At 73.2% G+C, this 25,302-nt stretch carries 24 protein-coding genes, 2 tRNA genes and 1 other RNA gene; 11 read left to right on the forward strand and 16 right to left on the reverse strand.

All coding sequences use genetic code 11. The features are described 5' to 3' along the window. Positions 1–126: 126 nt before the first annotated feature. Positions 127–2,586: an MFS transporter gene (locus ACZ64A_RS31975; RefSeq protein WP_469815465.1), complete on the reverse strand. Its 2,460-nt coding sequence runs from the start codon at positions 2,584–2,586 to the stop codon at positions 127–129. 88 nt (positions 2,587–2,674) lie between these two features. After that, complete coding sequence (locus ACZ64A_RS31980; protein WP_469815377.1) at positions 2,675–3,160, reverse strand: MarR family winged helix-turn-helix transcriptional regulator; 486 nt, start codon at positions 3,158–3,160, stop codon at positions 2,675–2,677. Positions 3,161–3,354: 194 nt separating this feature from the next. Between ACZ64A_RS31980 and ACZ64A_RS31985 the strand changes: the two genes are divergently transcribed. Next, positions 3,355–3,555 (forward strand): hypothetical protein, encoded by a 201-nt coding sequence (locus ACZ64A_RS31985; protein WP_469815378.1) that lies wholly within the window; start codon positions 3,355–3,357, stop codon positions 3,553–3,555. A 536-nt stretch (positions 3,556–4,091) separates the two neighbouring features. Here ACZ64A_RS31985 and ACZ64A_RS31990 read toward each other — a convergent pair. The 8 genes from ACZ64A_RS31990 to ACZ64A_RS32025 all read right to left on the reverse strand — a co-directional run bounded on the left by ACZ64A_RS31990 (position 4,092) and on the right by ACZ64A_RS32025 (position 9,001). Continuing rightward, positions 4,092–5,009 carry an RNA polymerase sigma factor SigF gene (locus ACZ64A_RS31990; protein ID WP_469815379.1) on the reverse strand — a complete coding sequence of 306 codons (918 nt, stop codon included), beginning with the start codon at positions 5,007–5,009 and terminating at the stop codon, positions 4,092–4,094. A gap of 375 nt (positions 5,010–5,384) precedes the next feature. Further along, positions 5,385–6,203 (reverse strand): RNA polymerase sigma factor SigF, encoded by an 819-nt coding sequence (locus ACZ64A_RS31995; RefSeq protein ID WP_469815381.1) that lies wholly within the window; start codon positions 6,201–6,203, stop codon positions 5,385–5,387. Between the two features lie 237 nt (positions 6,204–6,440). Beyond that, positions 6,441–6,734 (reverse strand): Dabb family protein, encoded by a 294-nt coding sequence (locus ACZ64A_RS32000; RefSeq protein ID WP_469815382.1) that lies wholly within the window; start codon positions 6,732–6,734, stop codon positions 6,441–6,443. A gap of 15 nt (positions 6,735–6,749) precedes the next feature. Next, positions 6,750–6,929 carry a hypothetical protein gene (locus ACZ64A_RS32005; RefSeq protein ID WP_361636187.1) on the reverse strand — a complete coding sequence of 60 codons (180 nt, stop codon included), beginning with the start codon at positions 6,927–6,929 and terminating at the stop codon, positions 6,750–6,752. Between the two features lie 130 nt (positions 6,930–7,059). Next, positions 7,060–7,144 (reverse strand) — tRNA-Ser (locus tag ACZ64A_RS32010). 45 nt (positions 7,145–7,189) lie between these two features. Next, positions 7,190–7,621: a tRNA adenosine(34) deaminase TadA gene (gene tadA / locus ACZ64A_RS32015; RefSeq protein ID WP_469815467.1), complete on the reverse strand. Its 432-nt coding sequence runs from the start codon at positions 7,619–7,621 to the stop codon at positions 7,190–7,192. A gap of 59 nt (positions 7,622–7,680) precedes the next feature. Then, the gene (locus tag ACZ64A_RS32020; protein ID WP_469815383.1) at positions 7,681–8,217 is read right to left on the reverse strand and encodes a tRNA adenosine deaminase-associated protein; all 537 of its coding nucleotides are present in this window, start codon (positions 8,215–8,217) and stop codon (positions 7,681–7,683) included. Positions 8,218–8,776: 559 nt separating this feature from the next. Beyond that, on the reverse strand, positions 8,777–9,001 hold the full coding sequence (locus tag ACZ64A_RS32025; RefSeq protein ID WP_469815385.1) for a hypothetical protein: 225 nt from the start codon (positions 8,999–9,001) through the stop codon (positions 8,777–8,779). A 139-nt stretch (positions 9,002–9,140) separates the two neighbouring features. On the opposite strand from ACZ64A_RS32025, the gene upp reads away from it, so the two are divergent. Then, on the forward strand, positions 9,141–9,776 hold the full coding sequence (gene upp / locus ACZ64A_RS32030) for a uracil phosphoribosyltransferase (protein WP_361636194.1): 636 nt from the start codon (positions 9,141–9,143) through the stop codon (positions 9,774–9,776). A gap of 85 nt (positions 9,777–9,861) precedes the next feature. Here upp and ACZ64A_RS32035 read toward each other — a convergent pair whose 3' ends face one another. Continuing rightward, positions 9,862–10,497, reverse strand: a complete 636-nt coding sequence (locus ACZ64A_RS32035; protein ID WP_469815386.1) for a LytR C-terminal domain-containing protein — start codon at positions 10,495–10,497, stop codon at positions 9,862–9,864. A gap of 144 nt (positions 10,498–10,641) precedes the next feature. Continuing rightward, positions 10,642–10,938: a type II toxin-antitoxin system VapB family antitoxin gene (locus tag ACZ64A_RS32040; protein WP_004943146.1), complete on the reverse strand. Its 297-nt coding sequence runs from the start codon at positions 10,936–10,938 to the stop codon at positions 10,642–10,644. 107 nt (positions 10,939–11,045) lie between these two features. On the opposite strand from ACZ64A_RS32040, the gene ACZ64A_RS32045 reads away from it, so the two are divergent. Next, positions 11,046–12,683 (forward strand): helicase HerA-like domain-containing protein, encoded by a 1,638-nt coding sequence (locus tag ACZ64A_RS32045; protein WP_469815387.1) that lies wholly within the window; start codon positions 11,046–11,048, stop codon positions 12,681–12,683. Between the two features lie 252 nt (positions 12,684–12,935). On the opposite strand, the gene ACZ64A_RS32050 is transcribed toward ACZ64A_RS32045, so the two are convergent. Together ACZ64A_RS32050 and ACZ64A_RS32055 are read right to left on the reverse strand one after the other, a co-directional pair. After that, positions 12,936–13,262 (reverse strand): hypothetical protein, encoded by a 327-nt coding sequence (locus tag ACZ64A_RS32050; protein WP_469815388.1) that lies wholly within the window; start codon positions 13,260–13,262, stop codon positions 12,936–12,938. Positions 13,263–13,353: 91 nt separating this feature from the next. Beyond that, positions 13,354–13,950 carry an HhH-GPD-type base excision DNA repair protein gene (locus ACZ64A_RS32055; protein ID WP_469815390.1) on the reverse strand — a complete coding sequence of 199 codons (597 nt, stop codon included), beginning with the start codon at positions 13,948–13,950 and terminating at the stop codon, positions 13,354–13,356. Positions 13,951–14,260: 310 nt separating this feature from the next. Here ACZ64A_RS32055 and ACZ64A_RS32060 point away from each other — a divergent pair, with 310 nt between their 5' ends. From ACZ64A_RS32060 to ACZ64A_RS32085, 6 genes are all read left to right on the forward strand, one after another. Beyond that, positions 14,261–16,321 (forward strand): penicillin acylase family protein, encoded by a 2,061-nt coding sequence (locus ACZ64A_RS32060; protein ID WP_469815391.1) that lies wholly within the window; start codon positions 14,261–14,263, stop codon positions 16,319–16,321. Continuing rightward, a complete protein-coding gene (locus ACZ64A_RS32065) occupies positions 16,314–16,925 on the forward strand; it encodes a GNAT family N-acetyltransferase (protein WP_469815392.1) in 612 nt (203 codons plus the stop codon). The genes ACZ64A_RS32060 and ACZ64A_RS32065 overlap by 8 nt, the downstream gene beginning before the upstream one ends. 62 nt (positions 16,926–16,987) lie before the next feature. After that, positions 16,988–18,718 carry a copper resistance CopC/CopD family protein gene (locus tag ACZ64A_RS32070; RefSeq protein WP_469815393.1) on the forward strand — a complete coding sequence of 577 codons (1,731 nt, stop codon included), beginning with the start codon at positions 16,988–16,990 and terminating at the stop codon, positions 18,716–18,718. 205 nt (positions 18,719–18,923) lie between these two features. Beyond that, on the forward strand, positions 18,924–19,793 hold the full coding sequence (locus ACZ64A_RS32075) for a pyrroline-5-carboxylate reductase family protein (protein ID WP_469815395.1): 870 nt from the start codon (positions 18,924–18,926) through the stop codon (positions 19,791–19,793). A 78-nt stretch (positions 19,794–19,871) separates the two neighbouring features. Continuing rightward, on the forward strand, positions 19,872–21,080 hold the full coding sequence (locus tag ACZ64A_RS32080; RefSeq protein ID WP_469815396.1) for a sensor histidine kinase: 1,209 nt from the start codon (positions 19,872–19,874) through the stop codon (positions 21,078–21,080). Next, the gene (locus tag ACZ64A_RS32085) at positions 21,077–21,706 is read left to right on the forward strand and encodes a response regulator (protein ID WP_469815397.1); all 630 of its coding nucleotides are present in this window, start codon (positions 21,077–21,079) and stop codon (positions 21,704–21,706) included. The genes ACZ64A_RS32080 and ACZ64A_RS32085 overlap by 4 nt, the downstream gene beginning before the upstream one ends. Before the next feature lie 64 nt (positions 21,707–21,770). Here the strand turns inward: ACZ64A_RS32085 and ACZ64A_RS32090 are convergent, their stop codons facing one another. Together ACZ64A_RS32090 and ACZ64A_RS32095 are read right to left on the reverse strand one after the other, a co-directional pair. Then, positions 21,771–22,229 (reverse strand): protein-tyrosine phosphatase family protein, encoded by a 459-nt coding sequence (locus tag ACZ64A_RS32090; protein ID WP_469815398.1) that lies wholly within the window; start codon positions 22,227–22,229, stop codon positions 21,771–21,773. Positions 22,230–22,325: 96 nt separating this feature from the next. Further along, positions 22,326–22,413: transfer RNA gene (locus ACZ64A_RS32095), tRNA-Ser, on the reverse strand. A gap of 72 nt (positions 22,414–22,485) precedes the next feature. Between ACZ64A_RS32095 and ffs the strand changes: the two genes are divergently transcribed. Further along, an RNA gene (gene ffs, locus ACZ64A_RS32100) (signal recognition particle sRNA small type) lies at positions 22,486–22,584 on the forward strand. A 124-nt stretch (positions 22,585–22,708) separates the two neighbouring features. After that, complete coding sequence (locus ACZ64A_RS32105; RefSeq protein ID WP_469815400.1) at positions 22,709–25,282, forward strand: DNA polymerase III subunit gamma and tau; 2,574 nt, start codon at positions 22,709–22,711, stop codon at positions 25,280–25,282. The last annotated feature ends 20 nt before the right edge of the window (positions 25,283–25,302 follow it).

Here is a 25,302-nt window from a genome sequence, read left to right on the forward strand (position 1 = left end):
TCACCCCTCCTCCCCCCCCCTCCCCCCCCCCCGCCGAACTGGCCAGTCCGGCTCTCAGGCTTCTCCCCCTCCTCCCCCCCCCCTCCCCCCCCCCCCTCCCCCCCCCCCCCCCGGGCCGGGGTCGCGCTACTCGCCGGGGTGGGCGAGTTCGATGTCGTGGCCGTCCACGCCGCCGCCGTTGACGGTCAGCGAGGTCGCCACCGGCGGGTAGCCCGTCGCGATGACGGTGTACTCGCCGCTGTCCAGGTCGGTGAAGGCGTACGCCCCGTCCGAGCCGGTGGTCGAGGTGCCGACGACGTTGCCGGCGGCGTCGACCAGGGTCACCCGGGCGTCGGCCAGCGGGCCGTGCGGCGCCCGGACGACGCCCTGGACCTGGGCGCCGGTCTCCAGGTCGATCTCGACGCGGGTCACCCCGGTGCCGCCGACCTCGACGGGCAGCGCGCGCGGCCGGTGGCCGGCGGCGTTGACCGCGATCGTGACCGTGCCCGGGACCAGCTCCGCGAAGGAGAACTCGCCCTGCTCGCCGGTGGTGGCGCTGGCCAGCAGATCACCACGCACATCGGTGACGACGACCATCGCGTCCTTGACCGGCAGCGCCGACTCCATGGCCCGCACCACACCGGTCAGACCGCTGGTGCCGCTCAGCAGGATGTCGTAGGCGACGGGCTCCTCGCCCACCACGATGGTGGACGCCTGCGGCTGGTAGCCGTCGGCGGAGGCGATCAGGACGTACGACCCGGCGCCCGGCGCGTGGACCGCGTAGGAGCCGTCGGCCTGCGCCACGGAGCGGCCGAGCTGCCGGCCGGCCAGTGAGATCAGCGTGACGGCGGCCTGCGGAACGGGCGCGCTCTCCGCGCCGCGGACGAAGCCGCGGACCGGGATGCCGCCGGAGACCGGCTCGTCCCGCTCGAGGGTGGCGACGGCGGCGAGCTTCTGCGTGCCGTCCGTGGCGGCCTCGGTGTCCGAGGCGGCCGACGCCCAGCTCGGGGTCTTGTCCTGGGCCGGCGTGACGGTGGCCTCGGCGACGACGGGGGCGGCGGCGGGGGCCGCGGCCTCGGTGTTCGCCTCGGCGGCCTGCGCCAGGGCACCGCTGGTACGCAGCGGCACCTCCTTGATGAACAGGGTCACGAGGAAGGCGAGGAACGCGATCGGCGCGACGTACAGGAAGATGTCGCCGATGCCGTGCCCGTAGGCGCTCTCGAGCCAGTTGCGGATCGGGGCGGGCAGCGCGTCCATGTTCGGCAGGGTGCTGCCGCCGGCGGCCTTCGCCGCGGCCAGCTGCTCCCTGGGGCTGAGCTGGCCGATGGTGTCCTTGGCGTAGTGGCTGATCCGGGTGGTCATCACCGAGCCCAGCACGGAGACGCCGACCGCACCGCCGAGGGAGCGGAAGAAGGTGACCGTGGAGGACGCGGAGCCGAGGTCGCTCGGGGCGACCTGGTTCTGGGTGGAGAGCACCAGGTTCTGCATCATCATGCCGACGCCGAGACCCATCAGCGCCATGAAGATCGCCAGGTGCCAGTACGGGGTGTCGTAGCGCATCGTGCCCAGCAGGCCCAGACCCGCGGTCAGCAGCACACCGCCGGAGACCAGCCAGGCCTTCCACTTGCCGGTGCGGGTGATGACCTGGCCGGAGACCGTGGACGACACGAACAGGCCGCCGATCATCGGGATGGTCATGACGCCGGACATCGTCGGCGACTTGTCCCGGGCCAGCTGGAAGTACTGGCTGAAGAAGACGGTGCCCGCGAACATCGCGATACCGACGAACAGCGAGGCGACAGAGGCCAGCGTGATGGTGCGGTTCTTGAACAGGCGCAGCGGAATGATCGGCTCGCTGGCCTTGGTCTCGGTGAAGACGAACAGCAGCGTCAGCAGCACCGCGCCACCGACCATCACACCGGTCTGCCACGACAGCCAGTCGTACTTGTCGTCGGCGAAGGTGACCCAGATCAGCAGCAGGCAGACGGCCGCGGTGATGAAGAAGGCACCGGCCCAGTCGACCTTGACCTTGCGCTTGGTCTCCGGCAGGTGCAGCGTCTTCTGCAGCACGAGCAGGGCGATCAGCGCGAACGGCACACCGACGTACAGGCACCAGCGCCAGCCGAGCCAGTCGGTGTCGGTGATGACACCACCGATGAGCGGGCCGCCGACGGTGGCGACGGCGAAGGTCGCGCCGAGGTAGCCGGAGTACCGGCCGCGCTCACGCGGGGAGATCATCGCGGCCATGATGATCTGCGCCAGGGCGGACAGACCACCGGCGCCGATGCCCTGTACGGCACGCGCGGTGATCAGCATGCCGGGGTTCTGCGCCAGACCGGCGACGACCGAGCCCGCGATGTAGACCACGAGCGCTATCTGGACCAGCGCCTTCTTGCTGACCAGGTCGGCGAGCTTGCCCCACAGGGGAGTGGTGGCCGTCATCGCCAGCAGCGAGGCGGTGACGACCCAGGTGTACGCGCTCTGACCGCCGCCGAGGTCGGTGATGATCTCGGGCAGCGCGTTGGAGACGATGGTGGAGGACAGGATGGCGGCGAACATGCCGAGCAGCAGCCCGGAGAGCGCCTCCATGATCTGCCGGTGCGTCATCGGAGCGTGGTCGCCGGAGGCGCCTCCCCCGTGCTTGGCATGAGCCCGCACACCGGCTGGTGTGGTCGTTGCCATGGGCTTCCTTTACTTACGTGCTTGCGGGTGTACGGGTGGTCGTCTCGAGCACGGGTGGCCTGAACGGCGCTCGGCAGTCGTCGAAGCTGGCCCGCAGCCGTTGCATCAACCGGCTGAGCTGGGCGACCTCCTCGTCGCTCCAGTCGCCGAGGCGCTCGGCCAGCAGCCGGGTGGTGGCCCGGGAGAGATCGTCGAGCTTGTGGTTGCCCGCCGCGGTGAGCCGCACGATGCGCGACCGCTTGTCCGCCGGGTCCGGGGAGCGCTCGATCCAGCCCCTCTCGGCCACGTGCGCCACATGCCGGCTGGTGACCGACATGTCCACGGCGAGCAGCTCCGCGAGCTTGCTCATGCGCATGTCGCCGTACCGGCCGAGCAGCGTCAGTACGGCGGCCGAACCGCTGGGGCAGTCGGACGGCAGGATCCGTCCCAGCTCCCTTTTGACGGCGCCGAAGGCGCTGAACTGACGGATCAGCTCCTCGTACTGCGCCTGTGCGGCCATCACGCCTCCCGTGTTCGTTGCTTAGGGCAACCATAGGCTTGGTTGGTTGCCGCAGGCAAATAAAACGGTGGCGTCCCGCACAAAAACTTGGCAAAGGCAAGTATTGCGGAAGTAAATGCGCAGGTGAGGGTGGCCGTAGGGGTGGTCGGCCCCGCACTTGGGCCGCACCGGCAGATTCGCTAGTGTCTCGGCCCATGGCTAACACCCAGGGCCCCCAGGGCAATTACGACCCCGCCGGCAGCACCCAGATGTTCCGCGCGTTCGTCGACGAGGCTCCCCAGGGCCGCCAGCAGCAGGCCGCCCCGGCGTCCTCCGGCCCCCGCGTGGGCCTGATCATCGGCGTGATCGCCGCGGTGGCGATCGTGGCAGCGGTGGCTTGGCTGGCGCTGAAGTAACGAACAGCGGCGCGGTTTGGCCGGGTCCACGTGGACCGGCGTTTCCCAGTCCCCGGCGTCTGGGCCGGCCGGGGGTGGGCACGCTCACCGGCGCTGGCCGGGTGCCTCCCCCAAGCTCTTCGAGCAGGGGGGACCCCCAGCGCCCACCCGTGCCGCCCCAGCGGCACGACTGCCCGCAGCTGGGTCGGCATGGCGGCCGCCCGCCGCTGCGGCCGCCGCAGCGACGCCGGCCCGCAGCCGCGCGCCACGGCGTTGGTGCAGCCGCCCGCGGCGGGGAGGGGGCGGGGTGGGGGGTGTCCGCCCGCAGCGGCCGGCACCGTGACACCGAGCACTCGTCGGGGACGGGCGGCCGGACCGAGGACGGACACCCCCCGCCCCGGCCCCGACTCACCCACCGGCCGTAGGCGCGGACCGCAACCGACCACACACCGCAACGGGCCGCCGCAGGCAAAAAAGGGGCGCGGGGCTGTGCTCGATATGCGGCTCCGCCGCGTGGGCGCGACCAGCCACAGCTCACCCGCGCCCGAACGACGACCTCAGTCCGCGATGAGACCGTCCCGCAGCTGCGCCAACGTCCGCGTCAGCAGCCGCGACACATGCATCTGCGAGATCCCGACTTCCTCACCGATCTGCGACTGCGTCATGTTCGCGAAGAACCGCAGCATGATGATCCGCCGCTCCCGCGGCGGCAGCTTCGCCAGCAGCGGCTTCAGCGACTCCCGGTACTCCACACCCTCCAGCGCGGTGTCCTCGTAACCGAGCCGGTCCGCCAGCGACCCCTCGCCGCCGTCGTCCTCGGGCGCCGGCGAGTCCAGCGAGGACGCCGTGTACGCGTTGCCCACCGCGAGCCCGTCGACGACGTCCTCCTCGGACACCCCGAGCACGGAGGCGAGTTCGGCGACGGTCGGCGACCGGTCCAGCTTCTGTGACAGCTCGTCACTTGCCTTGGTCAGCGCCAGCCGCAGCTCCTGCAGCCGCCGCGGCACCCGCACCGACCACGACGTGTCCCGGAAGAACCGCTTGATCTCCCCGACGACCGTCGGCATCGCGAACGTCGGGAACTCCACGCCCCGTTCGCAGTCGAACCGGTCGATCGCCTTGATCAGCCCGATGGTGCCGACCTGGACGATGTCCTCCATCGGCTCGTTGCGGGAGCGGAACCGCGCGGCCGCGTACCGCACCAGCGGCAGGTTGAGCTCGATCAGGGTGTCGCGGACGTACGCCCGCTCGGGGCTGTTCTCGTCGAGGGCGGCGAGCCGCAGGAAAAGGGAGCGGGAGAGCGTGCGGGTGTCGATGTCCCCGGAGACCGGCGGAGCCGCGGGGGGCTCCGTCGGAAGGGCGGGGGCCGGCACGGCCTCGAGGGCCGAGGCGTCATCGAGAGCGTCGAGCGTCTCCGGCGCTGTCTCGCTCTTCGTGAGCGTGAGCACCTTCGAGCTGCCCTGGTCTGCGGACATGCCACCCCCTTTGGGTCGCGGGACGGTCGCGGCGGACGCTCCCACAGAAGGAACGCAGCCTTCACCTGAATACCGGAGCCGGAGCTCCGGCAAACGCGCTTCCCGCAGAATGTCACATGTCGGCAACGCGCCGTAGTGACATGTCGACATCCGAGACACGAATCCCCCCTGGAAACAGGGGGCCTGACGGCCTGTCGGCCCGAAAAACCGGCGATCCGCGCTGATGAGCGATCCACTCTCCACGGTGATCGCTCGATCTCACATTCGGTTGTGCGCCGGTAGCACGAACGGATGACGAAAACCCCACCCCCCTCCCGGCCACCCCCCTCAACCACCCCCAACCCCACCCGCACCCCCCGCCCCCCGGCGGAGCGGCTACGCCTCGATCCGGTTGGCCGACCGCAATCGCTGAAAGCTGCGCGCGAGCAACCGCGAGACGTGCATCTGGGAGACGCCCAGCTCGGCGCTGATCTGCGACTGGGTGAGGTTGCTGTAGTACCGCAGCAGCAGAATCCGCTGCTCCCGCTCGGGCAGCTGCACCAGCAGATGCCGTACGAGATCGCGGTGCTCGACGCCGTCCAGCGCCGGGTCCTCGTAGCCGAGCCGGTCGAGCAGCCCCGGCAGCCCGTCGCCCTCCTGGGCGGCCTCCAGTGAGGTGGCGTGGTACGACCGCCCGGCCTCGATGCAGGACAGCACCTCGTCCTCGCTGATCCGCAGCCGCTCGGCGATCTCGGCGGTGGACGGGGTACGCCCGAACGCGGTGGTCAGATCCTCGGTGGCGCTGTTCACCTGCACCCACAGCTCGTGCAGCCGGCGAGGTACGTGGACGGTGCGCACGTTGTCGCGGAAGTAGCGCTTGATCTCGCCGACGACCGTGGGCATCGCGAAGGTCGGGAACTGCACACCGCGGTCGGGATCGAACCGGTCGATGGCGTTGATCAGCCCGATGGTGCCGACCTGGACGACGTCCTCCATCGGTTCGTTGCGGGAGCGGAAACGGGCGGCGGCGTAGCGCACGAGCGGGAGGTTGGCCTCGATCAGCGCCCCCCGCACCCGATTGTGCTCCGGCGTGCCCGGCGTGAGGTCCTTCAGCTGCGCGAAGAGCACCTGGGTGAGTGCCCGGGTGTCGGCGCCGCGGCTGCGCCGCGGGGCGGCCTCCTGGGGCGGTGCTTGAGGCGCAGTACTGGCCGGCACGGTCAACTCCACCTCTTCATCCGTCGCTCATCCGTTGCTCATCCGTCAACGCATCGGTCAGCGCATCGGTCAGCGCATCGGTCAACTCATCCGTCAAAAGCGGTCATAGCATCACAAGACATGTCCACTGTGTGCAAGCACCGCATATCTACGTGTTGGGGTAAGAGGCGGTGCATAAGACGACAAAAACCCCACACCCATGACGGGTGCGGGGTCGTCGGCGTGCAGCCGGACGGCTCAGTACGCGTAGTCGGCGATCACCCACGTGGCGAACTCGTGCCACAGGGCCACGCCCGCCTGGTGCTCGGGGTGCTCGACGTAGCGGCGCAGCGCCTCGGCGTCCTCGAAGCCGGAGTTGATCGCGAAGTCGTAGGCGATGGGGCGGTCGCTGAGGTTCCAGCCGAGCTCCCAGAAGCGGATCTCGGGGATCTTGCCGTCGAGCGCCTGGAAGGCCTCGACGCCCTTCACGACCCGCGGGTCGTCGCGCTCGACGCCCTCGTTGAGCTTGAAGAGAACCAGGTGGCGGATCATGGGTACTCCCGGGTGTCAGCCCTTGCCTCCATGGGCGACCCACGTCATGAAGTCACCGATGGCCTTGGCGGCGTCCGATATGCCCTCGAACCCTATCTGGACGTAGTCCGCGGCCTTGGCCGGGTCCGTGATGATCACGTACAGCGCGAAGACCACGAGCGCATAGACGGCGATCTTCTTCGCGTTCACCGCCATCGCGGCCTCCCTGTCACCGACGTGCCTTGAGGGTCCCCTGTTGCCGGCGGTGAGTGTAACTTCAGGCCTGCCCCCTGGGACAAGCAGAACACCCCCTGTCCGTGGTCCCACGGTCAGGGGGTGTTGTCAGCGGTAGCGGAGGGATTTGAACCCTCGGTGACTTGCGCCACACTCGCTTTCGAGGCGAGCTCCTTCGGCCGCTCGGACACGCTACCGAGGGAGACCTTACAGCACGCGGGGCCGTGCTCAGAAATCGGTATTCAGCGAGCGCGGAAGAACTCTGTGAGCTGCCGCGCGCAGTCGTCCGCCAGCACGCCCTCGATCACCTCGGGCCGGTGGTTGAGCCGCCGGTCGCGGACCACGTCCCACAGCGAGCCGGCCGCGCCCGCCTTTTCGTCGCGGGCGCCGTAGACCACCCGGTCCACCCGGGACTGCACGAGCGCGCCCGCGCACATCGTGCACGGCTCCAGCGTGACCACGAGCGTGCAGCCGGTCAGCCGCCACTCCCCGAGCCGCTCGGCGGCCCGCCGGATCGCGAGGATCTCGGCGTGCCCGGTCGGGTCGCCGGTGACCTCGCGTTCGTTGTGCCCGGTGCCGAGCACGCTCGTACCGTCGGGCGCGAGCACGAGCGCACCGACGGGCACGTCACCGGCCCGGGCGGCCCGCTCCGCCTCGTCCAGGGCGAGCCGCATCGCGGCCCGCCAGCGGTCGCGCACCGGGTCCGGGGCCGGCGTGGTGTCGTACGGGGCGGTCAGCGAACGGCCTCCAGCATCTCCGAGGCGCCGAGGGCGTCGGCGATCTCCGTCAGCGCGTCGCCGTCCAGAGCCAGCAGCTCCTTGCCGCTGACACCCAGGTCGTTCAGCAGCCCGGCGTCGCCCACCGGGCCGTTGGGCACGGCGCCTGCGTCGGTGCCGGCCTCCTCGTCGACCGCGACGGCGTCCTCGGGCTCACCGTCCTCGGTGCCGTCCAGGTCCAGGGAGTCCAGGTCGGTGTCGTCGTCACCCGGCTCCCGGCCCAGCAACTCGTCGGTGAGCAGCAGCTCGCCGTAGGAGCTGCGGGCGGCGACGGCGGCGTTCGAGACGAAGACCCGGGGGTCCTCCTCGCCGTCCACGCGGACGACGCCGAACCACGCGTCCTCCTGCTCGATCAGGACGAGCACCGTGTCCTCGTCGGGAGAGGCTTCCCGGGCCAGGTCGGCCAGATCCGACAGGGTCTCCACATCGTCGAGCTCTGTGTCGCTCGCTTCCCACCCGTCTTCGGTGCGCGCGAGCAGTGCGGTGAAGTACACCGTGACTCTCCCACTGGTCTTAGGCGTGCCGGTTGGGGGTCCCCCCGGCGGAGGTTACGGACGGGGAGAAGCTCGGGCTCCGAGCCCCACCCACTCGGAATCGTGGCAGAAACAAGGCGTTCAGGGGACGTCTTCGGCTCCCTGTGTCCGGCAGTTTTGCACGCGGGTCCGCGGGCACGTCCGTCCGGACTCACCAGCGCACTCGTTGCCACCACCTGCGGATCGTACGCGGCTTTTCACATCTCCTCCGCACGTCCACCCCGGCAACGCGCGTACGGCCCGCGGATCTTCCCGCGTGCGGCCCGCATCCGCGGCACGCCGGCGCACCCGCCACCGGAAGACGCGGCACACCCACGGACGTCACCGCCACGGCGCGCGGCGCACCCGCGCAGATACCGGCGCGGCGCTCGGCGCGCCCCGGCGAGTCACGGGTACGGCACGCGATGCGTCCCCGTGGGTCACCGCTACGGCGCGTGCTGTGGCCCGGCGAGTCACCGCCACGGCGCGCGTCGTGCGTCGGCGCGGTGCGCCGGCGGCGGGCCGGCCTCGCCGGCGTGGCTCACCAGCGGAACGTGCGCATGCGCATCGCGTGGCGCAGCCGGGCCGCCTTGGCGCGGCGGGGCTGCACACGGTCGCGCAGCTCCCGCGCCTCGGCCAGGTCCCGCAGGAACTGGGCGCGGCGGCGGCGCCGCGACACGTCGTTCTCGGGCGAGTCCCGCTGCGGGGGCTCCGGTTCGTTTCTGGACGCGCGGTCGGGTACGTCGGGTTCAGACAGGTCAGCCATGAGATCACCACCCCCGGTCCGTCTCCACCACCTTCCCCCCGGCAGCCGGTCCGATGCCAGCAGGCGGAAGAAAACGATCCGCAAAGGCTCACGCAGCGTGCGGACGCCGGGGCCGGTGCGCCCGGTTACTGTTGTGGACATGCGTCTCCACGTCGTCGACCACCCCCTGGTCGCCCACAAGCTCACCACGCTGCGCGACCAGCGCACCGACTCCGCGACCTTCCGCCGGCTCGCCGACGAACTGGTCACCCTGCTCGCCTACGAGGCGACCCGGGACGTGCGCACCGAGGCCGTCGACATCCAGACCCCGGTGGCCCGGACCACCGGTGTGAAGCTGGCCCGGCCGCGTCCGCTGGTGGTGCCGATCCTGCGGGCCGGCCTCGGCATGCTGGACGGCATGGTCCGGCTGCTGCCGACCGCCGAGGTGGGCTTCCTCGGCATGATCCGCAACGAGGAGACGCTGCAGGCCTCGACCTACGCCACGCGGATGCCGGAGGACCTCTCCGGCCGCCAGGTGTACGTCCTGGACCCGATGCTGGCCACGGGCGGCACCCTCGTCGCCGCGATCCGCGAGCTGATCAAGCGCGGCGCGGACGACGTCACGGCGGTCGTGCTGCTGGCCGCCCCCGAGGGCGTCGAGATCATGGAGCGCGAGCTGGCCGGCACGCCGGTCACGGTGGTCACGGCCGCGGTCGACGACCACCTCAACGAACACGGCTACATCATCCCGGGCCTCGGCGACGCGGGCGACCGGCTGTACGGGTCGGCGGAGTAACACCGGCGCGGGAGCCTGCGCGGTCGTGGAGTGACGGCCGCCGTGAAACCGAGAGGCTGCTGCGGGGCGCCGTCCGGCGGAGCCCTCAGCAGCCCTTCTTCGTTCCGTTCGCCGCCGGCGTCCGCAGCTTCGTCAGGGCCTGGTCGGCGGCCGGCTTCGCGTCCAGGGACTTGAAGGTGTTGCCGAGGATCAGGTCGATGGCCGGGCCCTTGCGGGCGGCGTCGGTGCGGCGCTCGGCGCCGGCCAGCTGCGTGGCCAGGACCGGCAGCGAGCTGTTCAGGGACGCCGCGGGGCCGAGCAGCACCGCGGTGCCGGGGACCTTCTTGTCGTACTGCTTGGTCGCGTTGCCGACCTCGCCGATGCGGAAGCCGCGCTTCTTCAGCTCGTCGGCGGTCTGCTTGGCGAGGCCGCCGCGGGGCGTGGCGTTGAAGACGTTGACGGTGATCTGAGCGGGCGCGGGCAGCGCGGCGGTGGTCGCCGGCGACGCGCTCGCCTTGGCCACGCAGACGGCCTTCCCGCCGGCCGTGGCCTTCTTGCCGCCGCCCCCGGTGAAGACGTCGATGAGCTGCAGCGTGCCCCAGCCGATCAGCCCGAGCACGACGGCACAGGCGGCGGTGAGGAGCACGAGCCTGCCGCGGCGCCGGGGAGGGCGCATGCGCGGGTACTTGTCTCCCGTGATCCGGTACTTACCGCCCATGCCGGGGGGAGTCAGCATGCTCATGGGCGCAGCGTAGTGCGCCCGGGCGGCGATTCCTACTAGATGATCATTCGATCCGTCCAGGAGAACCCGAAAGGGCCAAACCGTAACCGGACGGAGTCCTTCCGTCGGGTCGGTGCCGCTTCGGAGTCCGGTCGGTCCGGCTCGTCAGTCCAGTTCGAGGACGCGCGCGTGCAGCACCTGGCGCTGCTGGAGTGCGGCGCGGACCGCGCGGTGCAGGCCGTCCTCCAGATACAGGTCGCCCTGCCACTTCACGACGTGCGCGAAGAGGTCGCCGTAGAACGTCGAGTCCTCGGCGAGCAGGGTCTCCAGGTCGAGCTGCTGCTTGGTGGTCACCAGCTGATCGAGGCGGACCGGGCGCGGCGCGACGTCCGCCCACTGCCGGGTGCTTTCCCGGCCGTGGTCGGGGTACGGCCGGCCGTTTCCGATGCGCTTGAAGATCACACGGAAAGCCTACCGGTCCCGGCGTTCCGGGCGCAGCCATGGAGGCGGAGTGCGACGCTGGAAAAGGTGTTGCATAGCTGGGCGAAACGGAAACGAGGGGCCGGCCGATGAGCAGCAGCGACGAGACCCGTGCGGCAGGCGCGAACACCCCTTCCGCCCCCGGCCCTTCCGGTGACACCCCCTCCTCGCTGCCCGCCGCGGCCGCCGCCATCGCCGCCGGGTACGCCTTCTCCGGCCCCGCGCTCGACCTCGGCGCCCTGCTGTGGGACGGGAACTGCCTGCCCGACGCGCCGGTGCGCATCCCGCTGCCCGTGCTCAACCGGCACGGCCTGGTCGCCGGTGCCACCGGCACCGGCAAGACCAAGACGCTCCAGCTCATCGCCGAGCAGCTGTCCGCGCAGGGTGTGCCCGTCTTCCTCGCCGACATCAAGGGCGACCTGTCCGGCATCGCCGCGCCCGGCCTCGCGGGGGACAAGGTGCGCTCCCGTGCCGCCGAGGTCCGTCAGGACTGGACGGCGACCGGCTTCCCCGCGGAGTTCTACGCGCTCGGCGGCCAGGGCCACGGCATCCCCGTGCGGGCCACGGTCACCAGCTTCGGCCCGGTGCTGCTGTCGAAGGTGCTCCGGCTCAACCAGACCCAGGAGCAGTCCCTCGGCCTGATCTTCCACTACGCCGACACCAAGGGCCTGGAGCTGATCGACCTCAAGGACCTGCGCGCGGTCGTCGCCTTCCTGACCTCCGACGAGGGCAAGGCCGAGCTGAAGAACATCGGCGGGCTGTCCACCGCCACCGCCGGGGTGATCCTGCGGTCCCTGACCGCCTTCGAGGCGCAGGGCATGGCGGACTTCTTCGGTGAGCCCGAGTTCGACACGAGCGAGCTGCTGCGGACGGCGTCCGACGGGCGGGGCGTCGTCTCCGTACTGGAGCTGCCCGCCGTACAGGACAAGCCGCAGCTGTTCTCGACGTTCCTGATGTGGCTGCTGGCCGATCTCTTCCACGATCTGCCGGAGATCGGGGACGCCGACAAGCCGAAGCTGGTGTTCTTCTTCGACGAGGCGCATCTGCTGTTCCACGACGCCTCCAGGGCGTTCCTGGAGTCGATCACGCAGACCGTACGGCTGATTCGCTCGAAAGGGGTCGGCGTCTTCTTCGTCACGCAGACCCCGAAGGACGTGCCGTCCGACGTCCTCGCCCAGCTCGGCAACCGGGTCCAGCACGCGCTGCGGGCCTTCACCCCGGAGGACGCCAAGGCGCTGAAGGCGACCGTGCGGACCTTTCCGGACTCCGGTTACGACCTGGAGGAGCTGCTGACCGGGCTCGGCACCGGGGAGGCCGTGATCACGGTGCTGAGCGAGAAGGGCGCGCCCACGCCGGTCGCGGCGACGCGGCTGCGTGCACCGGAGTCCCTGATGGCGCCGTACGACACGGCCGCCCTGGAGCAGGCGGTGACGTCCTCGCCGCTGTACGGGCGTTATGCACAGGCTGTGGATCGCGAGTCGGCGTACGAGAAGCTGACCGCGCCGCGGGAGACGCGGAGCGCGGCTGCCGCGGGGCATGAGGAGGGTCGCACGGAGGGGCGCGAGGAGGGGCGGGCCGCGCGGCGCGGGGAGGCGCGGGAGGAGTCCTCGGTGATCGAGCAGGTTGTGAGCAGCGGGATGTTCAAGTCGCTGGCGCGGTCGGTCGGGACGCAGATCGGCCGGGAGATCACGCGCTCCCTGTTCGGTACGGCCCGGCGGAGGCGGTAGTCCCACCCTGCCCCCGCCGGGTGTGTCAGCGGTCGCGCTGCGCGGGGGACGGGCCGGGTTCGGCCGGGGGCCGATGCGGGGGTCGCGGCGGTTGCGGCGGTTGTGGTGGTTGCGATGGGTCGCCTTGTTTCGGCGCGCTGCGCGCGGCCTCTGCGCGCAGCAGGGCGCGCAGGACCGCGTAGGGGTCCGTGGGCATGGCTGTGCTCCTTGGGTGCCTGTGTTTCCGACCGGGGCGGGGGAGAGCCGGTTCGGTCAGCAGCGCAGGACCAGGCAGCACAGGGCCAGGAGGGTGGCGTACGGCGTCCGGGGTGCCGTCCGCGCGCCGGTGCCGGTGCCGGTGCCGGGGGGTCGTGGGGCGTCCGGCAGGGGCGCGGGGGGCGGCACGGCCGTGCGGTGCGCGCGGTGCGCGGGCAGGCGTACGGCCGTGTCGGTGACGTCGTGCTCGGCGCTCGCCGCGGCGGTGGTCACGGGCGGGGCCGTGGCGGCGTACGCCTCGCCGGGGACGAGCAGGGCGAGCAGCAGCACGAGCGCCCGCAGCCAGGTGCGGCTGCGGGGGAGGGCTCGTGCGGCGCGGCTCATGCCAGGACGTCTCCCCGGGGGCGGCGCGGGGGTGCGCGTCCGGGCGGGAGAACCGCCCGCTCGGGTTACGGCCGTTCGCGGCGAGCGGGGTTCAGCCGGTCGACGCCTGCTTCTTCGCCTTCGCCGCGGCCTTCATCTCCTGCTTGTGGGCCCGCACCTTCGCGAGCGACTCCGGGCCGGTGATGTCGGCGACGGAGCGGAAGGACTTCGCCTCGCCGTAGCCGCCGGCCGCCTCCTGCCAGCCGGCGGGGCGTACGCCGAGCTGCTTGCCCAGCAGGGCGAGGAAGATCTGTGCCTTCTGCTTGCCGAAGCCGGGGAGCTCCTGGAGGCGGCGGAGCAGCTCGCCGCCGTCGTCGACGCCCTTCCAGACGAGTTCGGCGTTTCCGTCGTAGTGGTCGACGAGGTACTGGCACAGCTGCTGGATGCGCTTGGCCATGGAGCCGGGGTAGCGGTGCACGGCCGGCTTCTCGGAGAGCAGGGCGGCGAAGGCCTCCGGGTCGGTGGCGGCGATGTCGTGGGCGTCGAGATCGTCGGCGCCGAGGCGGTCGGCGATGGTGCGGGGGCCCTTGAACGCCCACTCCATCGGGATCTGCTGGTCCAGCAGCATTCCGATCAGGGCGGCGAGAGGGGAGCGGCCGAGAAGCGCGTCGGCGTCGGCGTCCTGGGCGAGGTGCAGGGTGACGTCCATGTCTTCGATGATGTCGCGCGGGGGGTGGGTGTGCCTGTCGGGGTGGGGCGGGGTGCGTTGTCCGGTGCCGGGTGCGTTGTCCCGTGCGGGGTGCGTTGTCCCGTGCCGGTTGGTTGTGGCTGGTCGCGCCGTTCCCCGCGCCCCTTTTTGTGCCTGCGGCGGCCCGTTGCGGCGTGTGGTCGTCGGCTCAGGTGCGGGGCGCCGCGCCGGTGTCGGCGCGGCTCCTTGCGTGCCCCTGCCCCATGGCGCTCCCTCACCGGTCGTGTACGATCTTAGTTAGGTGAGGCTAACCTAAAAGAGGGGTTACAGGGTGACGACCGACCTGCACCGGGACGCCTGGGGCATCCCGCATCTGCGTGCCGCGGGCGTCCGCGAACTCGCCCGCGCCCAGGGACTGGTCACCGCCCGCGACCGCGCCTGGCAACTGGAGGTCGAGCGGCACCGTGCGCAGGGCACGTCCGCCGCCTTCCTCGGCCCCGGCGCGCTCGACTGGGACCGGTTCGCCCGCCGGGCCCGGCTCGCCGACACCGCCCGCCGCTGCTTCAGCGCCCTGGAGGAGCGCGATCCCGAAACGGCGGAGTGGGTGCGTGCCTACATCGACGGTGTGAACGACGGGCTGCGGACCGGCGAGGAGTTCCGCCGCGCCGGCCTGACCCCCGGGCGCTGGGAGCCGTGGACCCCGCTGGCCGTCTGGCTGTCCGCTCACATCCTGTTCGCCGGGTTCCCCGCCAAGCTGTGGCGGGAGGAGGCCGTCCGGCGGCTCGGGCCGGAGGCCGTCGGCCTGTTCGCCGCCGACGGGCCCGCCACCGCCGGCAGCAACGGCTGGCTGGTCGGCGGGGAGCGCAGCACGAGCGGGCAGGCGATCATCGCCGGCGATCCGCACCGGTTCATCGAGGACCCCGGCGTCTACCAGCAGATCCGGCTGGCCTGCGACGAGTTCGACGTCGTGGGGTTCGCCGTGCCGGGGGTGCCCGGCATCGCCCACTTCGGGCACACCGGCACCGTCGCCTGGGCCATCACCAACGCCATGGCCGACTACCAGGATCTGTACCGGGAGCGACTGCGCCGGACCGGCGCCGGGATCGAGGCGCTGGGGCCGGACGGCCGCTGGCACCGGGCCCTGCGGCACACCGAGCTCGTCCGCGTGGCCGGGGAGGACACGGTCGAGGTCGAGGTCGTCGAGACCGCGCGCGGTCCCGTCATCGCCGGCGGACCGGAGGGGCTCGACGACGGCACCCCGGGGGCGGTGAGCCTGCGCTACCCGCCGAGGGTCACCGGCGACCTCGGTTTCAGCGCCCTGCTGCCGTTGCTGCGTGCCCGCCGGGTCGCCGACGTCGACCGCGCCCTGGACGCCTGGGCGGAGCCCGTCAACGTCGTCCACGCCGCCGACACCGAGGGCGGCGTGCTGCACCGGGTCGCCGGACGCGTGCCCGTGCGCGACCCGGCCAACCGGGTGCGCGTGGTGCCGGCGTGGGAGCCCGGACACGAGTGGACCGGCTGGCACGCCATGCCCCGGGCGGGGCTCGACGACGGAGTCGCCGTCATGGCCAACGCCCGCGGCATCGCCGCAGAGCTGGGCACCGAGTTCGCGCCCTCCCATCGCGCCGACCGCATCCGCCGGCTGCTCGGCGAGCGGCGGGAATGGTCCGCCGCGGACATGGGCGCCGTACACACGGACGTCTTCCTCGGTTCCGCGGGAGCGCTGCTCGACCAGGTGGCCGCGCTCGACGGGCTCGGGGATGAGGCCGGCGCGCTGCGGGAGCGGCTGCTCGGATGGGACCGGCGGATGGACGCCGGCAGCCGGGACGCGGCGCTGTACTCCGCCGTGCGCGGCGCGGTCGTACGGCGGCTGGCCGCACACGAGGCGTTCGCGGCCCTCGCCTCACCGCCCGCCTACCCCGAGGTCTTCCAGCCCTGGCTCGCCCTGACCCCGCGCATCGGCTTCGCCCTGGAACACCTGCTGCGCGCCGGGACGCTGTACGGCATCGACCGGCCCGCCGTGGTGCGCGCCGCCCTGGAGGAGGTCGCCGCCGCGCCCCCGGCCGGCACCTGGGGCGACACCCACCGCCTCGCACCCTGGCGGGCGCTGCCGTCGGCGCCGCAGAAGGAACCCGCCCTGTCCGGGGACCACGACTGCGTGCTGTGCACCTCCGCCGTGCCCGGCGTCACCGACCGGGCCGCGCGCGGGCCCGCCGCCCGTTACGTCTGGGACCTCGCCCGGCGCGAGGACAGCCTGTGGGTGGTGCCCTTCGGCGCCGACGGAACGCCCGGCTCCGCCCACCACCGCGACCAACTCCCCCTGTGGCTCAGGGGAGAACTCGTTCCCGTCGTCACCGACTGGGACCGGCTCACGAAGGAGACCGATGTCTGACCTGCGCCACCGGCAGGCCGTGCACGAGCAGCGGATCGACGGCTTCGGCACCGTACGCGTCCTGCCCGTCGACCCGTCCGCCGACGCCGGGCTGATCCACCGCTGGGTCAGCGAGGAACGGGCCGTGTTCTGGGGCATGACCGGCCTGTCCGCCGCCGAAGTGGCCGGTGTCTACGGCCACATGGCCACGCTGGACACCCATCACGCCTTTCTCGTCGTCAAGGACGGCCAAGGTGCCGCGCTGCTGCAGACCTACGAACCCGAGGCCGACCGGGTCGGTGAGTGCTACCCCGTACGGCCCGGGGACATCGGCCTCCACCTGCTGCTCGCGCCCGCCGGTGCCGACGGCGCCCGGCCCGGCTGGACCGCACGGCTGGCCTCGGTGATCACGTCGTACGCACTGCTCGGGCTGGACCGGCGGCGGATCGTCGTCGACCCGGACGTGCGGAACGAGAAGGCGATCGCCCGGTTCGAGCGGCTGGGGTTCGAGGAGGGACCGGCCGTCGTCCTGCCCGAGGTCGATCTGCCGGACGTGTACCTGCCCGAGAAACACGCCCGACTGGCCTTTCTGCGCCGGGAGGCCGTCTTTCCTGCGTCTGCCTGAGTGATCCACGCCGCGCGTGCGTATCTCTGCGCGAAGGGTGCCGGCGGGAGGGAGCGGGCGGCGTGGTCGACGGCCGACGGCGGTGCGGGCGGGCCGCGCTGCTCGGACTCCTGCTCGCGCTGCTGCTGTTCGGTGGTGCCGGGACCGCTTCCGCGCACGCCGCCCTGCGGGACACCGCACCCGCCGACGGCTCCGTCCTGAAGACGGCCCCGGACCGGCTCACCCTCACCTTCACCGAGTCCGTGGCCCTGCTCGACGGCTCCTTCCGCGTGTTCGACCCCGGCAACCACCGGCTGCGCACCGGCGAGGCCCGGCACGTCCCCGGCCACTCCGACACGGTGCGCGTCGACCTGCCGGGCGGGCTGGGCCGGGGCACGTACACCGTGGCCTGGCGCGTGGTGTCCGCCGACAGCCACCCCGTCTCCGGCGCGTTCACCTTCTCCGTCGGCGCCCCCACCCCCGCCCCGGCCCCCCTCGACACCGGGACGGCCGAGGACCCGGCCACCGGCGGCCTGTACGACCTCGCCCGCTACGTCGCCTCCCTGGGCGTCGCCCTGCTCATCGGCGGGGGCGTATTCCGGGTGGTGACGCCGGGAGCGGCGCGCGCCCCGGCGACCGTGGGGGCGTGGACGCTGGCCGGCGTCACCGTCGTCCTGCTGCTCCTGCGCGCCCCCTACGAGGCGGGCACCGGACTGTCCACGGTCCTCGACCCGGCCGGGGCGGCCCGCACGCCGACCACCCGGCCCGGGCTCGCCCTGGCGGCCCGGCTGGCGCTGCTGGCGGCGGCCGCGGTGCTGCTGCGCAGGCCGGCCTGGGGGCGTACGGCACGGGCGGCGGGCGCCGCCGTGGCCGTCGGCCTCGCCCTGACCTGGGCGGTCGCCGAGCACGCCGGCGCCGGGATCCAGGTGCCCGTCGCCGTCGTCTCCGCCGTACTGCACCTGCTGGCGATGTCGGTGTGGCTGGGCGGGCTGGTGACGCTGCTGTGCACGGCCGAGGTACCGGCGCCGGCCGTCGACCGGTTCTCGCGGCTCGCCTTCGGGTGCGTCGCCGTGCTGGTGGTGACCGGTGTCTACCAGTCCTGGCGGGGTCTCGGTTCCCTCACCGCGCTCACCGGCACGGCGTACGGCCGGTTGCTGCTGATCAAACTGGCCGCGGTGAGCCTGCTGCTGGCGGGGGCGGCGTGCGCGCGGCACTTCGCCGGGCGGCTGCGCACGCGGGCCGCGGTGCCCGTGCGGGTGCCGGCCGTGGTGGGCGGTGCGCCGAGCGAGGCGCCGCCGGAGGTCTCCGCCGCGTCCGGGACCGGCCGACGTCGGCTGCGCGGGGCGGTGATCACCGAGGCCGCCCTGGGCGTCCTGGTGCTCCTGATCTCGACGGTGCTCGCGGGTACGGTCCCTGGGCGCGCCGCCGCCGAGTCCGCCGAGCGGCAGCCGCTCGCCGCGCCCGGGCTGCCCGGCGCCTCCGTCACCGACGTGCCCTTCGACGTCGGCACCCCGGGCGGCCGGGGCAAGGTGCAGATCACGCTGGAGCCGGGCCGGATCGGCGACAACTCCGTGCAGGCGGTCGTCTACGGCCCCGACGGCGGCCTGGCCGCCGTACCCGAACTGCGGGTGTCGTTCACCCTGCCCGCGCAGCGCATCGGACCGCTCGACGCCCGGGTCACCGACCGCGGCGGCTACTGGGCGGCCGACCGCGTCACCCTGCCGCTGGCCGGCACCTGGACGATGAAGGTGACGGTACGGGTCTCGGAAACGGACCAGGTCAGCGAGGTCCGCACGGTCGAGATCGCGCGGTGAGGGGCGGGGAGGAGTTCGGGTGGTGATGGGCGGGGCGGCCACACGTGCGCGTGGTGACGGACGGGCTGGGCGGCCCGGGCATGGATTCGTGCGGGGGCGGGCGGGGCGGCCGGTCGAGTTCGTGCGGTGGCAGTCGTAGCCGGACCGGCACCCGGTCGGAGCACGCGGGGGCGCGCGGCCTGGCGGTGCCGGGGACGCTGGGGGCATGCCCCTGCACCAGCGCATCGTCGTCGTCGGAGCCGGACACCTGGGCTCCGTGCTCGTCCAGGGGCTGCGGGCGACTCTGCCGGACGCGCGGCTGACCGTCGTCGAGGCGGCCGACGAGCGGGCGGCGGCGCTGCGGGCGGACGGGGTAGAGACGGCGCCGGAGTACCTGCCCGTGCCCGGTGACCTGGTCCTCCTCGCCCTTCCGCCGCAGGCGTTGGACTCCTTCGCCGCCACCACCGCACCCGGCGCGTTCCGCGAGGCGACCGTCGTGTCGGTGATGGCCGGGGTGCCGATCGCCGCGCTGACCCGGCGCCTGGGCGCCCCACATGTCGTGCGCGCCATGCCGAACATGGCCTCGCAGGTGTCCCAGGGCATGACGGTGCTGTGCTGCGGACCCGGCGTCCCGCCCACCGAGGCCGCCCGGGCCGAAGGCGTGCTCGGTTCGGTCGGCCGGGTGCTGGTCGTCTCCGACGAGGCGCTGCTGGACGACGCGACGGCGCTGGCAGGCGGCGGCCCGGCGTTCGTGGCGTACATCGCGACGGCGTTCCGCGACTTCGCCGAGGCCGCCGGCTTCACCGCCGAGCAGGGCCTGGACATCGCCTGCCAGGTGCTGCGCGGCACCGCCGACCTGCTGGAGCGCACCGGCCAGGACCCCGAACAGGTCTACCGCAGCGTCATGACACCGGGCGGTACGACCGAGCAGGGCATCCTCACCCTTCAGGAGCACGACCTGCACGGCATCCTCGTCACCGCCCTGCGCCGGGCGGCAGGGCGGGCACGGGAACTCCGGGACGACACGGACGACCGGGAGGCCCGGAAGGGCCGGGAGGACTCGGACGCCCCGGACGACGGTCAACCGATCGGATGACCCCCCGGGCGCCGAAACGGGGCGACAATGAAGGTGTTTGCCCAGTTCAACGGCGTACCGGGGAGGTGTGGGCGGGTCATGGACACGATGGCGGCGGCCGCGTCCGGACGGGACGGCGACGCCGACGCCCGCATCCTCGCCGTGATCATGCACACGGCGTTCTTCGTGCTGCTCGGCGCCTCCCTGGCCCGCTTCCTGCTGCGCCACCCCGGTGAGCCCCGCACCCCGTGGGTGCTGGCCCTGTCCCTCTTCCTCGCGGTGCTCTACGTCCTCGGGCCCGCGCTCGGCGCCCGCCTCACGGCACGCCGGCTGGTCTGGCTGACGGCCGTGGTCGCCGCCTGGGCGGTGCTGGTGACGCTCGCCCCGAGCTTCGCCTGGTGCGCGGTCCCCCTCTTCTACACCGGACTGCGCACCCTGCCACCGCGCGCAGCGATCGTCCTCGTCACCGGGCTCACCGCGCTCGCCGTCGCCGCCCAGCTGCAACTCGCGGGCTGGGCCGACCCGAACGTGCTTCTGGCGCCGCCGGCCGTGGCCGCGATCGCCACGGCCGTGTTCGTCGTCATGGAGCGCCAGGCCCGCCGGCAGCGCGCGCTGATCGACGACCTGATCCGCACCCGCCGCGAACTGGCCGCCACCGAACGCCGCGAGGGCACCCTCGCCGAACGCGAGCGGCTCGCCCGGGAGATCCACGACACCCTCGCCCAGGGCCTGTCCAGCCAGCGCATGCTGCTCCAGGCCGCGGACCGGCTGTGGGACGCCGACCCGGCCACGGCACGCACCCACGTCCGTACGGCCGCCTCCGTCGCCGAGCGCGACCTCGCCGAGGCCCGCCGCTTCGTGCACGACCTGGCCCCGGCGGACCTCGCGGAGGGCGGCGGACTGGTGAAGGCCCTGCGGGCGGTCGCCGAGCGCGCGAGCGCGGAGGAGCTGACGGTCCGCGTCCACACGGAGGGCTCCTTGGCGCACCCGTTGCCCGCCCTCGTCGAGTCGGCGCTCCTGCGCATCGCCCAGGGCGCGCTCGCCAACGTCCGCGAACACGCCGGCGCCCGCACCGCGACCCTGACCCTGACCTGCCTGGACGACGAGATCGTGCTGGACGTCGCCGACGACGGCCGGGGCTTCGACGCCTCCGCGACCGCCGACCGGCCGGCCGGCTCCGTGCGCGGTCACGGCCTGCCCGCGATCCGCGCCCGGCTGCGTCAGCTGGGCGGCACCCTCACCATCGAGTCGGCGCCGGGCGAGGGCACGGTGCTGTCCGCCGCGATCCCCCTGGAGCCGCCCGTATGAGCACCGCCGTCCGTGTCCTCGTCTGCGACGACCACGCCGTGGTCCGCGCCGGGCTGCTCGCCCTGCTGGGCAGCGCCCCCGCCATCGAGGTGATCGGCGAGGCGGGCAGCGGCGAGGAGGCGATCGCCCTGGCCCGCAAACTGAGCCCGGACGTCGTCCTGATGGACCTCCAGCTCGGCGAGGGCATCGACGGCGTGGAGACCACCCGCCGCCTGGCCGCGGGACCGGCCGCCCCGCACGTGCTGGTCCTCACCACCTACGACACGGACGCCGACATCACCCGCGCGATCGAGGCCGGTGCCACCGGCTATCTGCTCAAGGCCGAACGCCCCGAGGAACTGTTCGCCGCGATCCACTCCGCCGCGCAGGGCCGCACCACCCTGTCCGCCCCCGTCGCCGGCCGTGTCATGGCCCACCTGCGCAACCCGGCCCCCACGCTGACCCCGCGCGAGCGGGACATCCTCGCCCACCTCTCCCGCGGCCTCGGCAACCGCGACATCGCCCGCGCCCTCCACATCAGCGAGGCCACGGTCAAGACACACCTGCGCCGCATCTACGACAAGCTCGGCGTCGACACCCGCTCCGGCGCGGTGGCCGTGGCGAAGGAACGCCGGCTGGTGCCCTGACGGAGGTGTCCGGACGAGGTGCCTTGGCGGAGGCGGATCTTCCGCGCGGCTCGGGGCCTTATGGCTACGGCTGCCGCGGGCCGGCCCGGCCGGCTGCGAACACCTGGCGGACGAAGCGCCGCTGCCACGGCACCTCCACCGCGCGGGAGCGGTAGTTCCGCCGCACCCAGGTGACCGCTTCCCCGGCAGTCATGCCCTCGAAGACGCACATCGCGGAGAGCGCCGTACCGGTCCGCCCGACGCCGCCCCCGCAACAGATCTCCACGCGTTCGCCGGCGGCGCGGTCGTAGGCGAGGCGGAGGGTGCGCATCGCGTCCACGGCATCGGCGGGAAGCCAGAAGTCCCGCCAGGCGACCCACAGCGACTCCCACGGGGGCTCCGGCGGCCGGTGATCCGTCAGATGGACGGCCAGCGTCGGAGTCTGTCCCGCCGGGACGCCGTACCGGAGCCCACGCCCGCGGATCCTGCGGCCCGACGGAAACGTGACGACGCCCGGCGCGGCCGGGTTCCACGGCTCGCTCATCAGGATCTGCGCTCCGATCGCCTCGATCGAGGGGCTGGTGCCGACGGAACGAAACGCCAGAGGGCCGGGCCGCTTTCACGGTCCGGCCCTCTGGGCTGGCGGAGGATACGAGATTCGAACTCGTGAGGGGTTGCCCCCAACACGCTTTCCAAGCGTGCGCCCTAGGCCTCTAGGCGAATCCTCCGCCGGAAACATTACATGACCGAGGAGGGTGCTCGCGAACTCGTTCCCCCTGGCCCGGATCGGGTACGCTGTGCGCAGCCCCTCACGCGGCGCTATCTGACTGAACTCCCCCAGGGCCGGAAGGCAGCAAGGGTAGGTTGGCTCTGGCGGGTGCGTGGGGGGCGCTTGCGTTGGCGGGGCCGACAGCGCGGACATCGTCGTTCCGCGGGCGGGACGCCTTCCGGTTCCTCGGGCGGGACGCCTTCCGCTTCCGCGGGCGGAGCCTGTTGTCAGTGGGCGCCTATAACCTCGTAAGCGTGTCGTCTCTCGCGCTGTACCGCCGCTATCGCCCGGAGACCTTTGCGGAGGTCATCGGGCAGGAGCATGTGACCGACCCGCTGCAGCAGGCGCTGCGGAACAACCGGGTCAATCACGCGTACCTGTTCAGCGGTCCCCGCGGCTGCGGCAAGACCACCAGCGCCCGGATCCTGGCCCGCTGCCTCAACTGTGAGCAAGGTCCCACCCCGACCCCGTGCGGGGAGTGCCAGTCCTGCCAGGACCTCGCGCGCAACGGCCCGGGGTCCATCGACGTCATCGAGATCGACGCCGCTTCCCACGGTGGCGTGGACGACGCCCGTGACCTGCGCGAGAAGGCGTTCTTCGGCCCCGCCCGCAGCCGGTACAAGATCTACATCATCGACGAGGCCCACATGGTCACGTCGGCCGGTTTCAACGCGCTGCTGAAGGTCGTCGAGGAGCCCCCGGAGCACCTGAAGTTCATCTTCGCGACCACCGAGCCCGAGAAGGTCATCGGCACCATCCGGTCGCGGACCCACCACTACCCCTTCCGCCTGGTCCCGCCGGGCACGCTGCGCGAGTACCTCGGCGAGGTGTGCCAGAAGGAGGACATCCCGGTCGAGGACGGCGTGCTGCCGCTCGTCGTGCGGGCCGGCGGCGGCTCCGTGCGTGACTCCATGTCCGTCATGGACCAGCTCCTCGCCGGCGCCGGTGCGGACGGTGTGACGTATGCCATGGCCACGTCCCTCCTCGGCTACACCGAGGGCTCGCTGCTCGACTCCGTCGTCGAGTCCTTCGCCTCCGGTGACGGCTCCGCCGCCTTCGAGGTCGTGGACCGGGTCATCGAAGGCGGCAACGACCCGCGCCGCTTCGTCGCCGACCTGCTGGAGCGGCTGCGCGACCTCGTCATCCTCGCCGCCGTGCCGGACGCCGCCGAGAAGGGGCTCATCGACGCCCCGGCCGACGTCATCGAGCGCATGCAGGCCCAGGCGCGGTCCTTCGGCGCCGCCGAGCTCAGCCGCGCCGCCGACCTGGTCAACGAGGGTCTGACCGAGATGCGCGGCGCCACCTCGCCGCGCCTGCAGCTCGAGCTGATCTGCGCCCGCGTCCTGCTCCCTGCCGCCTACGGCGACGAGCGCTCCGTCATGGCCCGCCTCGACCGCATCGAGCGCGGCGTGAACTTCACCACCGGTGCCGGCATGCCGGCCATGGGGTACGTCCCGGGGCCCGACGCCCACGGGGGCGGGTACCCCGGCGGCCCGGCGGGCGCCGGTGTGCCCGTACCGCCCGTCCAGTCCGTCCCGCCCGGCGGCGGCCCGGCAGCGGCCCGCGCGGCGGTCCGCGCTTCGGGCGGCACGCCCGCCGGTGCGCCCGCCGGTGCGCCCGGGACCGGTGGCGGTCCGGGTGCGGGGCCCGGCGGAAGCCCTGGCGTGGGCCCTGGCGCAGGACCGGGCGCGGGGGTTCCCGCTCCCGCTTCCCCCGGCGCTCCCGCTCCCGCCGCCGCTCAGGCCGCCGCTGCGGCCCCGGCCCCCGGTGCGTCCGGGCAGCCGGGGGGCGGGCAGCCCGATGCCGGAGGCGTCGAGGCCGGCGGCCCGGCCGCGTACGGCTCGGCGCCGGCACCGGCCGACACCGACACCGCGGCTCAGCACCCGCCCACCGCCCCCGCGGCCCCCGTGGCGCCGACCGCTCCGGATGCCGCCGCCCCCTCCGCCTCCGCTCCCGGCGCCTGGCCCACGGCCGCACCTGCGGGTGGCGGCCGACGGCCCGGCGGCTGGCCCACGGCCGCTCCGGCGGGCGGCGGCGCTCGCCCGGCCGCGGCCCCCGGCCCCGGCGGTCCGGGTCCGGGCAGCCAAGGCCCCGCCGCCGGGGCAGGTCCCGCGGGTGGCGGCCCCGGTCGTGCCCCCGCCCCCGCCTCTGCTCCCGCTCCCGCCGCGCCCGCGGCCCCGGACGCATCCCCCGCCGCGGCCCCGGCGCCCGCCGCCGGCGGGCTCGACCCGAGGGGGCTGTGGCCGAACATCCTGGAGGCCGTGAAGAACCGTCGCCGCTTCACCTGGATCCTGCTCAGCCAGAACGCCCAGGTCACCGGCTTCGACGGCACCACGCTCCAGATCGGCTTCGTCAACGCCGGTGCCCGGGACAACTTCGCCGGCAGCGGCAGCGAGGACGTGCTGCGCCAGGCGCTGGCCGAGCAGTTCAACGTCCACTGGAAGATCGAGGCCGTCGTCGACCCCTCGGGCGGCTCGGCCCCGCCGCAGTCCGGCGGCCCGTCCGGCTTCGGCGGCGGCTCCTCCGGCTACGGCGGTGGCGGCTACGGCGGTGGCGGCGGCGCCCCGGCCGTACAGCGCCCGGCGCCCGCGCAGTCCGCCGGTCCGGCGTCCGGACCGGGGCCGTCCCCGCAGGCGTCCGCGTCGGGACCGTCCCCGGTCCCCTCGCCGGTTCGGCAGTCCGCGCCGCCCGAGCCGCCCCCGGTGTCCCTCGAGGACGACATCCCGGAGGACGACGACCCGGACCTGAACGAGTCGGCGCTGTCCGGCTACGAACTGATCGTCAAGGAGCTGGGAGCGACGGTCGTGGAGGAGTTCAGCAACGAGTGACCCTCCGAGCGACGGCCCCG

The organism is Streptomyces sp. NPDC104814 (assembly GCF_055583185.1).